Genomic DNA, 12949 nt, shown 5'->3' on the forward strand with positions numbered 1-12949 from the left:
CAAGAGTTGAGCGTGCTACGTTCTGGCCCAGATGTTTCGTCGCAAACTTTCTGAAGTCCAGCATGTCCTGCAACCCGCCGTGCGGCTGCGCGAGCAGGCGGAGGCGCTGGCTGAGTACGTTGGTCACGGGGACAGTGTGCTCGACGTCGGGTGCGGCAGCGGACACCTCTCGGTGTACCTGCGCGAGATGTATGGGGCGGTGCCCACCGGCATCGACGTCAAGGACTCCCGCTCCGTCGACATCCCGTTCGCCGAGTTCGATGGCACGTCAATTCCATTCCCGGACAAAGCATTTGACAACGTGATCCTCAGTGAGGTACTGCACCACAGCCACGACCCGGTCAGACTGATCACGCAATGCCGGCGAGTGGCGCGCCGGCGCATCATCGTATTCGAAGACATGCCCGACGGGCCCATCGGCAAGCTCGCCCTCTACGCACACGTGCACGCGTTCGCGCGCTACCACCGATATCCCTTCGCGCCAGCGGGTTTTGACGAGTACCGGGAGGCGCTGGCGTGGCTGGGGACGACCGCGACGAGCGTCACGCGCATTCCGCAGCCACCGGAATGGTTAACGGTGTACCCGCGGGTGTTGTTCGTCTACGAACTGGACTGCAACTGAGGCGATCAGGTGCCAGGCAGGGCGTGGTCGACCAGGACTTCGTTCGCGGCCCGTTCGCCGGAACGCACGGCGCCGTCAATCCAGCCGCACATCACCGCCGAACTCTCGGTGCCGGCCCAGTGGATGCGACCACACGGTCGGCGCAGCGCGTGACCGAATTCAGTCAGCACACCGGGCGGAGCGTGGCTGAGCATCCCACCGCCCGAATACCGTTCGCGACTCCAATTCTGCTCGACGTAGTCGACCGGCCTGGCCGCTTTCGGCCCGAACCGTTCCACCAGTGCGTCGAGGACCGCCTGCCGGCGTTCGTCCTGGTCGAGGCATTCGTATCGGCGTGCGATCGGGCCTTCGATGATCACGCACAGGATTCCAGGTGTAGCGGAGTCGGTACACGCATCGATGGTGATGGTCGCCACCGAGCCCGGCGCTGCGGACTGTCCGCACAGGCCGTCGGCCCGCCAGAACGGCTCGTCGTAGACGATGGAGACCTTGACGACGGCACCGCTCGGCATCCGCTGATGCAGAAACGAGCGGTCGGTGGGAAGCATTGGCTCGTAAGCGATTTGGCTGGCGATGGCGATCGGGACCGCAACGACTGCATGCCGGGCGCGGACACTGCCGTGGTCGGAGCGCACGGTGACGCCCTCGAGATCCTGGGTAATGGACCGCACTGGTTGAGACAGCGCGATCGCGTCACCCAGCTCGGCGGACATCGACCCATAGAGGGCGCCCATCCCGCCGACCACCCGGGAGTCCTGGGAGGCGCCGGGGCCGCCGAGCACGAAACCGGGGCCGCCGGCCGAGCCCATCTGGTACAGCATGAACAGCATCGACACCTCCGAGGCCGCCGAGGTGTAGCAGCCCGAGATCGCGGCGTCGAGCAGGTCGTGCGCAGCCTTGGACTTGACGTTGCGGTCCAACCACTGAGCGAGCGTCATGCGGTCCCACGTGGCGGCCTTCTTGGCCTCCCACGGCGCATCCAAGGGAATCGTCTTGCACATGTGGCCGAGTTCGAGGAAACTCGCCCCGAGATTCAGCGCGGCCCATGGGCTCATGCTCCACGGGATGGTGCCCTCGTAGCGGTACTGCTTGCCGTCGACGAACATCATCGCGGCCCCGTCGTGATACTGCTTGAAAGTCTTGACGCCGAACTCATCCAGCAGTGCGAGGATCCGGTCCTGGGTGGGGCCCACCCACGCCCCGCCCCTGTCGATCCAGGATCCGTCGTCGCGCGAGACGGTGAAGGTGCGGCCCCCGACCCGATCGCGTGCCTCGAGCAATCTCACCGAACAGCCCGCCTGCTTGAGTCGCAACGCAGCGGTCAAGCCCGCGAAACCCGCACCTACAACGCAGACGTCGACGTCGGTCATCCTCACAGCCCTACCGGCAAATGGGTTGACAGTCAACGGCGAACAGGTGCAACCGCGCTCGGCGGGCTAAGTCCAGGCGACTGGCAGCGATTTGATGCCGTGAATGAACTGGGACAGCAGTCGCGCCGGCTCTTCGACTGCGACGATGTCCGGTATTTCGCGGCGCAATTCGTCGAACACCACCCGGATTTCGCGACGCGCCAGATTGGCTCCCAGACAGAAGTGAGCGCCGCCGCCGCCGAAGCCGACGTGCGGATTGGGGTTGCGTGCGACGTCGAACGCCCACGGGTCGGCGAATTTCGACTCGTCCCGGTTCGCCGAGCAGTACCACAACGAAACCTTGTCGCCCGCAGCCATTTTGGTACCGCTGAGCTCGAAATCCTGGGTCAGGGTGCGGCGCATGTAGACCACTGGCGAGGCCCAGCGCACAATTTCCTCGACCGCGGTGTGCTCCAACGCCGCATAATTCGCCCACCACTTCTCCCGCTGGTCGGGGTAGCGGGACAACGCCAGCACGCCGTGGCTGATCGCGTTACGGGTCGTCTCATTACCGGCGACCACCAACAGGATGAAGAACATGGCGATCTCCGACGACGACAATCGCTCGCCGCCCACCTCGGCTTCGACCAGCGCGGTGGTCAGATCGTCGTGGTGATCGGTGCTGGCACGGCGGTGATCGTCGGCCAGCTGGGTCGCGTAGTTGCCGATTTCCATTGACACCCGGATGAACTCGTCGTAGTCCGTGGTGAGGTCCGGGTCGCCGAAGCCCAGAATGACGTTGGTCCAGTGGAATACGCATTGATGGTCTTCTTCGGGAATGCCCATCATGTCGCAGATGATCTGCAGGGGCAGCGGGGCGAGTTCGCTGACCAAGTCGGCCCGCCCGTCGGGATGGGCGGTGATCATGGAGGTCACCAGCCGGTGTGCGCGGTCGCGCACCGACGCCTCGATGCGGGCCACCACCTTCGGCGTGAACGCCCGGCTCACGATTGAACGCAGCCGCTGATGGCGGGGGTCGTCCAGCACGATCATCGAACCGAAGTACTCCGCCAACTCCGGGGTCTGATCGTTGATGGTGATACTCGGACTCGAGCTGAACACCTCCGGGTGGCGGCTGGCGAAGAAGACATCGTCCAGCCTGGTCAGCGCCCAGTGCCCCGCACCGGCATCGAATCCTTCCATCTCGACCGCGGGCCAGAACGAGATCGGTGCCTCGCGGCGCAGCGTGGCGAAGGCGCCGTCGCGATAGTCGTCATTGCGCGCCCAGAAATCCAGTGATCCCAACTCGATATCGCAGAGGGGAATCTCCGGTGGCCGCGCCCCGTTGACCCGGGGCGCCAAACTCCTGGAAGCCGGCTTCGCCGCCGCTGCCGGCCTGGTCTTGAGGTCCATTCGATCCTCCTCTGTCCCGCTTCGCCGTTGAAGGGGCCACTCCCGCGAGCCTAGACCTCCGGACTGATCCAGCGTCTGTTTCAAGCCGCGGTGTCAGTGCGAGCAGATGGCCCGACCGGGCGTGCCGGTCGAATGCGCGTCGTTGACCACGTTGCCCGCGACCACGATCTTGCAGGCGATGGTGCCCTGGCCCTGCGCGCTGAGCACGAAGACCTGGCCGCCGAACGCCTGGAACTGGGTCGACCACGGCAACGGCACATTCGTCGCGCGCTGCTGGCCCGACTCGGATTGCCACGAAATGTATTCGGCGACACCGGGGCCGCTCACCTCGTAGCGGACTTGGGGGAACTCGCCGGGTTTGGGGGTGGCGCTGGCTACGCCACAGGAGACCGCGAAGGCGGTACCGACGGCGAAGACGATCGAAGCTGCACGACGACTGCTCATGGTTGTTCATGTTGTCATCACCGAGGGGTGATTACGAGACCCTTTTGACTCAGAAATTATGGTGAACCCGGGGCTGGCTGACTTGGAGGTGCTGATGTCGGAAGTGGGCGCGTTACGCGTTCCTAAGCGGGTCGTGGTGTGGGGCACCGGGTTCGTCGGTCGAATGGTGATCCCCGAGATCGTCAAGCACCCGCTGTTCGAATTGGTGGGTGTCGGAGTGAGCAGCCCGGACAAGGTCGGCCGCGACGTCGGCGACATCTGCGGATCGGCCGAACCGGTCGGCGTCATCGCCACCGACGACGTCGAGGCGTTGATCGCGCTGCAGCCCGACGCGCTGGTGCACTACGGACCCACCGCGATGCACGCCAAGGACAACATCTCGTTGATCACCCGCTTCTTGCGGGCGGGCATCGACGTGTGCTCGACGGCGATGACGCCGTGGATCTGGCCGACGATGCCGCAGAACCCGCCGAACTGGATCACGCCCATCACCGAGGCGTGCGAGTTGGGGGAGTCGTCCTGCTTCACCACCGGTATCGACCCCGGGTTCGCCAACGACCTGTTCCCGATGACGCTGATGGGTCTGTGTTCTGAGGTACGCAAGGTCCGCGCATCCGAGTTGCTGGACTACACCAACTACGAGGGCGACTACGAACGCGAGATGGGCATCGGGCGCGAGCCCGAATACAGCCCCATGCTGGAGAACAGCGACGTGCTGATCTTCGCGTGGGGAGCGACCGTGCCGATGATCGCCCACGCCGCCGGAATCATGCTCGACGAGATGACCACCACCTGGGACAAGTGGGTGACGCCCACCGACCGCAAGTCCGCCAAGGGCGTCATCAAGGCAGGACACGTCGCGGCCGTCCGGTTCACCATCAACGGGCTGTACCAGGGCGAGACGCGCATCCAGCTCGAGCACGTCAACCGCATCGGTCTCGACGCGGCCCCGGACTGGCCGACGGGCCACGACAACGACGTCTATCGGGTGGACATCGAAGGCACCCCGAGCATCTTCCAGGAGACGGCCTTCCGGTTCACCGACGGCTCCGGCCGCGACGCCGCCGCAGCCGGCTGCCTGGCCACCGGCCTGCGGGCGCTGAACGCGGTGTCCGCGGTCAACACTCTGTCTCCGGGCTGGGTGACCGCGCTCGATCTGCCGCTGATCCCCGGGGCCGGCACCATCCGCTGACCGGTGCGGTGGTCGTACAGCCTGCGCATAGCCGACACACAGATTGGCTATAAGTCTTAGCGCAAAGGTTGCGGTTAGGTGAGAATGCAAAGCGTTCCACCGGACACGGGGATTGGACTAGATGGCAGACGGAGTTAGGCCTGCGTTGGGCCTGTCGATCGGTGCCACGAACTTTGCCGCCGTGACACCGGACCACGCAATCACCCGTAAACCCGTGCTGACCCTGTTTCGGCAGCGTGCACCCGAAGTCGGGGTGCCGTCAGAGAATCCCAGACTGGACCAGCCGGGGCTGGTCATCACCGACTTCGTGGACCGGGTCGGCGACCGGGTCGGGATCGTGGCGGCCGACGGCTCGATACACCGCAGCGAAGCGCTGGTGGCCGACGGGCTGCGTGCGCTGGCCTACTCGGTCACCGGCGGACGGCCGTTGCCCGACAATGTGGCGGTCACCTACCCGGCGCACTGGGGCGCGCCCGCGGTGGACGCGCTGGGAGCCGCGTTGAGCCGGGTCTCGGAATGGTCGCACTCCGGCAAGCCGCTGACGTTGATCCCCGACGCCGCCGCAGCCTTATTCGCCGTGCGCGCAAATCCCGGCATCCCGGCGCGTGGCATCGTCGCAATCTGCGACCTCGGCGGCAGCGGCACCAGCATCACGCTGGTCGACGCCGCCGGCGACTACCAGCCCGTTGCCCCGACGGTGCGCCACGACGATTTCTCCGGTGATCTGATCGACCAGTCGCTGCTGACCTACGTGATGTCTGAACTGCCTGCCACCGGTTCGTTCGATCCGACCGCCACCGCGGCGATCGGATCGCTGAGCCGGTTGCGCGGCGAGTGCCGCAACGCCAAGGAGCGCCTGTCGGTTACTACAGTGACCACCCTTGCCCAGGACGCGCCGGGGATGCGCGGTGAGGTCCGGCTGACCCGCAACGAACTGGAGGAGACCATCCGCGGGCCGCTCGACGGATTCGTCCGTGCGGTCGAACAAACGTTGAGCCGCAACGCTATTCACGAGTCGAGTGTGGTCGCGATCGCGACGGTCGGCGGTGGCGCCAACATCCCGGCAGTGACCACGACGCTGTCCGGGCGGTTCGGCGTCCCGGTGGTCACCACACCGCGCCCGCAACTGACCGCCGCGATCGGTGGCGCGCTGCGCGCCGCGCGTGGTCCTGCAGACACCAGCGCGACGGTGCTGACTCCGGCTGCGGCTGTTGCCGCGGCCCCGGCAGCGGCACCGGCCATACGACCGTTGACGCAGCAGGAGGCTCTCGACGGCGGCGCGGAGCTCAACTCCGACGCGCCGGTCTCGCTGATGCAACCGGCGCTGGCCTGGTCGGAGGCGGCCGACGACGCGTCGAGCGTGATGCCGGCCGCCGGCGATCGGCAGGGCTCGGGGCTGACGTCGGCTCGCCCGCAGTTGGCATTCGAGCAGGAAAGTCGACCGGCCGCCGAGCCCAAGAAACCACCGATCCCGTGGTACCGGCTGCCGGCGGTGATCATCGTCAGCACCACGGTGGCGCTGCTGCTGGTGGGTACCGCCGTGGCGATCGGGCTGAGTTCACACAAGCAGGGCGGTACGCAGCCGTCGGTCAGCACGGCTCCCGTCACCTCCGCACCGTCGTCAGCACCGCCCCCATCCAGCACTGAAAGCCCCCCGCCGGAGACAACGCCGCCGCCGTCGCCGACAGCCGAGCCACCTCCGCAGACGCGCCAGGCCCCACCGCCGTCGACTCGGCCGCCGGCCCCCACCACCGAAGCGCCGCCCCCACCACCGCCGACCACGCAACCGCCGGCACCCACACAGCCGCCGCAAACCACCCAGCCCCCGGCCACCCAGCCGCCTGCGCCCCAGCAGCCTACGGTCACGCCGCCCAGCCCGCCGCCGCTGCCGCAGCTGCCGCAGATTCCCGGCCTTCCGCAGATACCAGGAATCCCCGGCGCTTTGCCCGCGCCGGGGATCCGAATCGGCTGAACCGGGTCAGGTCTTCGCCGGTTCCTTTTCGCCTTTGTCCTGCTTGTCGTCCTGCTCCTGCTTGTCTTTCGCGTCTTGGTCAGCCTGGGAATCCTCATCGGAGGCCCGCTCGTCCTTGGCTTCCGCCGACGAGTCGTCGTCGTCATTCTGATCGTCGAACTGGCCTTCTTCCTTGGCCGTCTTGATGATCTCTTCGTTGAATTTCTTGTCCCGCTCGATATTTTCTTCGGCGGTCTTCTTGGCGTCCTCGTACAGCTCGTCGTCGGACTTGTCCGCCAGCTCGGCCGTTTGATCGGCGTTGGCACCCCGGTCGCTGGTGGCGTTCAGGTCCTTCTCCTTGGAACCGTCGTCGCCACCGGAATCCTCTGAGTCGCCGCTGTCGGACTTTGTGGCTTTGTCGCTCTCGGATTTCGCGGAGTCGTCTTGGCGCTGTCCTTCGTCGGAATCTGAATCTGAGTCGGAGTCCGACTTCGATTTGTCCCGCTCGGCCTCAGCCTTGGCGGCCGGCGAATCGTCGTCGTCGGCATACTTGGCGTTACCGTCGTCGTCCAGCCACTCGTTGACGGCGGTGCCGGTGATGGTCCCGCCGGAGCCAGGCAGTACGAGGGTGGGCTGGTATTTGTAGGCCGACCGCATCTCCGCGGCCTTCTCTTTTGCCTCGTCGTCGGGCTTGGGCTTCCCGTCTTCGTCGGTCTCGACTTCGTCGCCGTCGCTGTCCTTGTCGGTCTCGCCCTTGGCCTCGCTGTCCTGGTCTCTTTCCTCGTTGGAGGCCTCGGCAGTGTCCACGCCGCCCCTATCGGTGGTGTCCTTGGTGGCCTTGTCCGCCGATTCGTCGTCGTGTTCGCTCATGCTGATACCCCTTAGAAGTTGCTGATGCGACCCATGCTGTGGGGGAGGTTACCCACTTGGGCATCGCGACGAAACGCACGCTTCCGGCGCGCGCCTCTTGACCAGCACGATCGTGACGATCGGCTGCTCCCGCAAAACGCCGTGCCTAGATCAGCTAATAGCAACAGCGTGCATCGCTGCTACGCGGGATAGCTGACACCCGTGAGACGCTCGGAGGTCTCCCAAAGGCGTTGGCAATCATCGTCATTGGCTGCGCGGCTGGGGATCTTCGCCTCGGCGACACCGCCGCCGGCGGCCTCGTAAAGGCCGCGCGGCCCGTAGAACGCGCCACCTTCGGCCGCCGGATTGGCGGCCGCGTACAACGCCGGCAGTATCCCTTCGTCGATCTCCTGCCACAAGAACGGCGCAAAGCGCCATGACGTCGTATACAGACGTCCCATCAACGTCGGCTTGTCGCGGCCATGGGAGGGGCCGCTGATCTGCAAATTGGTTTTGGTCAAACCCGGGTGTGCCGCGTTGGAGACAATGCCCCAGCCGGCTGCGCGACTGCGCTTGTCCAACTCGCGGGCGAACATCAGAACCGCCAGCTTCGACTGGCTGTATGCGGCCATCGAGGCGTAGGACTTCTCGAACTGCAGGTCGTCGAAGTGGATGCGACCGCGGCGAGCGGCGATGCTGCTCAACGAGACCACCCGCGCGCCCGACGCTGCGCGCAGCAGCGGCAGAAGATGCCCGGTCAGCGCGAAGTGCCCCAGATGATTACTGCCGAACTGTAATTCGAACCCGTCCGAGGTGGTGTCGCGTTCCGGCGGCGTCATCACCCCGGCGTTGTTAATCAGGATGTCGATGGGCCGGCCCAGTGCGTTGAGGTGCTCACCTAACGCCGCGACCGACCCGAGCGACGACAGGTCCAGCGACTTGATGGTCAGCTTGGCATCGGGCACGACTGCGCGGATCTCCTTGATTGCCGCCTCGCCCTTGGCCTGGTTGCGGATGGCCATCAGCACCTCGGCGCCGGCCGCCGACAGGCGCTTGGTCAGGCCGAACCCCAGGCCGCTGTTGGCGCCGGTGACGACCGCTAACTTGCCGGACAGATCGGGCACGGTGGCTATCAGCTCATGAACCATGGGCGCGGCTCCTTCCCGCTGGTGGGTTTCGCGTGCCACCAGTGTCCCCTTCGTGGTGCCGATCCCGCGCGGGGACCCTGGCTCTGCTGGCCTCGCGGTGTCGATCGGGTGGCTGGCGCGCTGCCGACGGCTGTCGCCCCCGAGTCGCCGCTATTCGGTCCCGCCCCCGCCAATTTCCTCCCGCCGGCGCCTTCGCGGCCGAGCGCCGACGGTGTCCGGGTCGAAAGGCCGAAAACACTTGCGGCACTGCGCGATCCGTGGGCACTGACCGAACCCGAGTTCTGGGCGGAGAAACATCAATGTCCGCGGGCGACCCACTCCTCGTAATTGACGATCTCGTCGCCGATCGTCGTGTCGTCACCGTGACCGGTGTGCACCACGGTCTCGCCGGGTAGTGTGCCGAGCTGCTCGGAAATCGACTGCAGGATGGTGGGAAAACTCGAGTAGGAACGCCCGGTTGCGCCCGGTCCGCCGGAGAACAGCGTGTCGCCGCTGAACACCACGCCCAGATCGTGGGCGTACCAGCACACCGACCCGGGGGAGTGGCCGGGGGTGTGCAGGGCCCGCAGTTCCGTTCCGCTCACGGTCAACGTTTCGTCATCGGAGATGTCCCGAAATGCTTTGTCGGGGTGCGTCATTCGCCACAGCACTGCATCGGCTGGATGCAGCAGCACCGGTGCGTCGAGTGCTTCGCCGAGCTCTGGCGCCACAGTCACGTGGTCGTTGTGTCCGTGCGTGCACACCACCGCGATCACATGCCGGCCGTCGACCGCCTCCACGATCGGCGCTGCATCGTGCGCGGCGTCGAACACGATGACATTGGAGTTGTCGCCGACGAGCCAGATGTTGTTGTCGACTTCCCAGCTGCCGCCGTCGAGTTCGAAGGTGCCGTGGGTGACCACGCGATCGATGGAAACCACTACAGCACCACCACCGAGCGCAGAACCTTACCACCATGCATCTTGTCGAAAGCCTCCTCGATGTCTTCTAACCCGATTCGTTCGGAGACAAACTTGTCCAGCGGCAGCCGGCCCTGCAGGAACAGATCGATCAGGGTGGGAAAGTCGCGCTCGGGCAGGCAGTCGCCGTACCACGACGACTTCAGCGACCCGCCGCGGGAGAAGAAGTCCACCAGCGGCATCTCCAGACGCATGTCGGGCGTCGGCACCCCCACCAGCACGACCGTGCCGGCCAGATCGCGCGCGTAGAAAGCCTGCTTCCACGTCTCGGGCCGGCCGACAGCGTCAATCACCACATTGACACCGAATCCGTCGGTCAGGTCTTGAATCGTCTCCACCACGTCCACCTCGCGGGCGTTCACGGTATGGGTGGCACCGAACTCGCGCGCCCAATCCAATTTGGTGCTGTCGGTGTCCACCGCGATGATCGTTCGTGCACCGACCAGCGCGGCGCCGGCGATTGCCGCGTCTCCCACACCGCCGCAGCCGATCACCGCGACGGTGTCGTCGCGGGTCACCCCGCCGGTGTTGATCGCCGCGCCGATGCCGGCCATCACCCCGCAGCCCAACAGGCCGGCCACGGCAGGATCGGCGGCGGAGTCGACCTTGGTGCACTGGCCGGCGGCCACCAACGTCTTGTCGGCGAACGCCCCGATGCCGAGCGCGGGGGTCAGCTCGGTGCCGTCGGTGAGCGTCATCTTCTGCTCGGCGTTGAACGTGTCGAAGCACAGGTGCGGCCGCCCGCGCTTGCAAGCCCGGCACTGGCCGCACACCGCACGCCAATTCAGCACCACGAAGTCACCCGGCTCGACGGCGGTGACGCCGGGGCCGACTGCCTCGACCGTGCCCGCTGCCTCGTGGCCGAGCAGGAACGGATACTCGTCGTTGATGCCGCCCTCGCGGTAAGTCAGGTCGGTGTGGCACACGCCGCAGGCCGTGATATCGACGACGACCTCGCCGGGTCCGGGGTCCGGAATGACGATGTCGACCACCTCGACGGGCTGGCCCTTTGACCGCGAAATCACGCCGCGCACTGTCTGACTCATGCGTTCAAACTACTGTCAGCCACCGGGTGCGGAGTACCCGGTGTGCGCCCACGCTGAGGTGTAGCGTCGCTGTGCGTGACGACAGCCGAAACCACGCAGGAATTCACCGAGCGGATGGTTGAGGTGATCGACAGCGCGGGACTGGCGATCCTGCTCAGCGTCGGCCACCAGACCGGACTGCTCGACGTCATGGCCGATATGCCGCCCTCGACCAGCGCTCAGATCGCCGAGGCCGCCGGTCTCAACGAACGCTACGTCCGGGAATGGCTCGCCGGGATGACCACCGGGCACGTCGTCGAGTACGACCCCGTCGCGGCGACTTATCTGCTACCCGCGTCCCGCGCCGCGGCGTTGACCCGGGCTGCCGGCCTGAACAACATCGCCCGGGTCACCCAGTTCGTGTCGCTGCTCGGTGAGGTTGAACAGAAAGTCATCGACTGCTTCCGCTCCGGTGGCGGCGTGCCCTACCGCGAATATCCGCGGTTCCACAAGGTGATGGCCGAAATGAGTGGCGAGGTGTTCGACGGGGCCCTGATCGACGTGGTGCTCCCCATCGTCGAAGGCCTGCCGGAGCGGTTGCGCGCGGGCGCTGAGGTCGCCGACTTCGGCTGCGGCAGCGGCCACGCCGTTAATCTGATGGCGCAGGCATTCCCGGCCAGCCGCTGCACCGGAATCGATTTCTCCGAACAGGCCCTGGCCGCCGGCCGCGCCGAAGCCGAGCGGCTGGGCCTGGCCAACGCGAACTTCGAAAGCCACGACCTGACCCGGCTGGACAAGGTCGATGCCTACGACGTCATCACCGCCTTCGACACCATCCACGACCAGGCCCACCCGGCCCAGGTGCTGGCCAATATCTACCGGGCACTGCGCCCCGGCGGCGTCCTGCTGGTGGCCGACGTCAAAGCCTCCAGCCGACTGGAGGACAACGTGGGGGTACCGAGAAGCACGTACCTCTACACCGTTTCGACCATGCACTGCATGACTGTCTCACTGGCGCTCGACGGCGACGGGCTGGGCACTGCGTGGGGACATCAACTCGCCACGTCGATGTTGACCGATGCGGGATTCGGCGAGGTACAGGTGACCGAGATCGAGTCGGACCCGTTCAACATCTTCTACGTCGCCCGTAAATGACCGCGGCCCTGGACGCGCTGGCCGACTGGCCCGTCCCGCACGCCGCCGCAGCGGTCGTCGGGCCGGACGGGGTGCTGGTGACGCACGGAGACACCGCGCGCGAGTTCGCGCTGGCGTCGGTGACCAAGCCGTTGGTGGCGCGCGCCGCGCAGATCGCTGTCGAGGAAGGCGTCGTCGACCTCGATACCGAAGCCGGACCGCCCGGGTCCACCGTGCGTCACCTACTCGCGCACGCATCGGGACTGGCCATGCTCACCGGCGATGTGCTGGCCAAACCCGGTGCCCGCCGGATCTACTCCAACTACGGGTTCGCGGTGCTGGCCGAGACGATCGAGCAGGAGTCGGGGATCGAGTTCACCCGTTACCTGACTGAGGCGGTGTGCGAACCGTTGGGCATGACCAGTACCCGGCTGGACGGTGGCGCGGCCAAGGCCGGGTTCGGGGCGGGTTCCACCGTCGATGATCTGGTGCTGTTCGCCGGCGACCTGCTGCGTCCGGCAACGGTGTCGGCGCAGATGCACGACGACGCGATCACCGTGCAGTTTCCCGGCCTCAACGGGGTGTTGCCCGGATACGGTTCCCAGCGCCCCAACGACTGGGGGTTGGGCTTCGAACTGCGGGACTCGAAGTCACCGCACTGGACGGGTGGGCGCAACTCGGCGCGCAGCTACGGCCACTTCGGTCAATCCGGCGGCTTCATCTGGGTGGATCCGGCGGCGGACGTAGCGCTGGTGGTGCTCACCGACCGGGACTTCGGGGACTGGGCGCTAGAGCTGTGGCCAGCGCTTTCCGACGCGGTACTGGCCGAGCAGGCCGCCGGGGAAAATGCACACTAGCGCAAC

At 66.3% G+C, this 12949-nt stretch carries 12 protein-coding genes; 5 read left to right on the forward strand and 7 right to left on the reverse strand.

What is annotated here, in order from left to right; genetic code table 11:
* Positions 1 to 31: 31 nt before the first annotated feature.
* Complete coding sequence (locus AC5Y3Z_RS08660) at positions 32 to 622, forward strand: class I SAM-dependent methyltransferase (RefSeq protein ID WP_463824583.1); 591 nt, start codon at positions 32 to 34, stop codon at positions 620 to 622.
* A gap of 5 nt (positions 623 to 627) precedes the next feature.
* Here the strand turns inward: AC5Y3Z_RS08660 and AC5Y3Z_RS08665 are convergent, their stop codons facing one another.
* From AC5Y3Z_RS08665 to AC5Y3Z_RS08675, 3 genes are all read right to left on the reverse strand, one after another.
* Positions 628 to 1992, reverse strand: a complete 1365-nt coding sequence (locus AC5Y3Z_RS08665) for a flavin monoamine oxidase family protein (protein WP_463824582.1) — start codon at positions 1990 to 1992, stop codon at positions 628 to 630.
* Positions 1993 to 2058: 66 nt separating this feature from the next.
* Positions 2059 to 3384 (reverse strand): cytochrome P450, encoded by a 1326-nt coding sequence (locus AC5Y3Z_RS08670; protein WP_500001805.1) that lies wholly within the window; start codon positions 3382 to 3384, stop codon positions 2059 to 2061.
* A 93-nt stretch (positions 3385 to 3477) separates the two neighbouring features.
* Positions 3478 to 3828, reverse strand: a complete 351-nt coding sequence (locus AC5Y3Z_RS08675) for an MmpS family transport accessory protein (RefSeq protein WP_463824580.1) — start codon at positions 3826 to 3828, stop codon at positions 3478 to 3480.
* 94 nt (positions 3829 to 3922) lie between these two features.
* Here AC5Y3Z_RS08675 and AC5Y3Z_RS08680 point away from each other — a divergent pair, with 94 nt between their 5' ends.
* Positions 3923 to 5020, forward strand: a complete 1098-nt coding sequence (locus AC5Y3Z_RS08680) for an NAD(P)H-dependent amine dehydrogenase family protein (protein WP_463824579.1) — start codon at positions 3923 to 3925, stop codon at positions 5018 to 5020.
* Between the two features lie 121 nt (positions 5021 to 5141).
* A complete protein-coding gene (locus AC5Y3Z_RS08685) occupies positions 5142 to 6992 on the forward strand; it encodes an Hsp70 family protein (RefSeq protein WP_463824578.1) in 1851 nt (616 codons plus the stop codon).
* 6 nt (positions 6993 to 6998) lie between these two features.
* Here the strand turns inward: AC5Y3Z_RS08685 and AC5Y3Z_RS08690 are convergent, their stop codons facing one another.
* The 4 genes from AC5Y3Z_RS08690 to AC5Y3Z_RS08705 form a co-directional block, all read right to left on the reverse strand.
* A complete protein-coding gene (locus tag AC5Y3Z_RS08690; RefSeq protein WP_463824577.1) occupies positions 6999 to 7841 on the reverse strand; it encodes a putative sodium/potassium/calcium exchanger in 843 nt (280 codons plus the stop codon).
* A gap of 179 nt (positions 7842 to 8020) precedes the next feature.
* Entirely contained in the window at positions 8021 to 8968 is a 948-nt protein-coding gene (locus tag AC5Y3Z_RS08695) for an SDR family oxidoreductase (protein WP_463824576.1), read from the reverse strand.
* A 296-nt stretch (positions 8969 to 9264) separates the two neighbouring features.
* A complete protein-coding gene (locus AC5Y3Z_RS08700) occupies positions 9265 to 9888 on the reverse strand; it encodes an MBL fold metallo-hydrolase (RefSeq protein WP_463824575.1) in 624 nt (207 codons plus the stop codon).
* Complete coding sequence (locus AC5Y3Z_RS08705) at positions 9888 to 10973, reverse strand: S-(hydroxymethyl)mycothiol dehydrogenase (RefSeq protein ID WP_463824574.1); 1086 nt, start codon at positions 10971 to 10973, stop codon at positions 9888 to 9890. Before AC5Y3Z_RS08705 ends, AC5Y3Z_RS08700 begins: the two co-directional genes overlap by 1 nt.
* Positions 10974 to 11087: 114 nt before the next feature.
* Between AC5Y3Z_RS08705 and AC5Y3Z_RS08710 the strand changes: the two genes are divergently transcribed.
* Both AC5Y3Z_RS08710 and AC5Y3Z_RS08715 read left to right on the forward strand, forming a co-directional pair.
* Positions 11088 to 12107 (forward strand): class I SAM-dependent methyltransferase, encoded by a 1020-nt coding sequence (locus tag AC5Y3Z_RS08710; protein WP_463824923.1) that lies wholly within the window; start codon positions 11088 to 11090, stop codon positions 12105 to 12107.
* Entirely contained in the window at positions 12104 to 12943 is an 840-nt protein-coding gene (locus tag AC5Y3Z_RS08715; protein WP_463824573.1) for a serine hydrolase domain-containing protein, read from the forward strand. Before AC5Y3Z_RS08710 ends, AC5Y3Z_RS08715 begins: the two co-directional genes overlap by 4 nt.
* Positions 12944 to 12949: the final 6 nt, after the last annotated feature.

Source organism: Mycobacterium sp. NGS61, assembly GCF_059812325.1.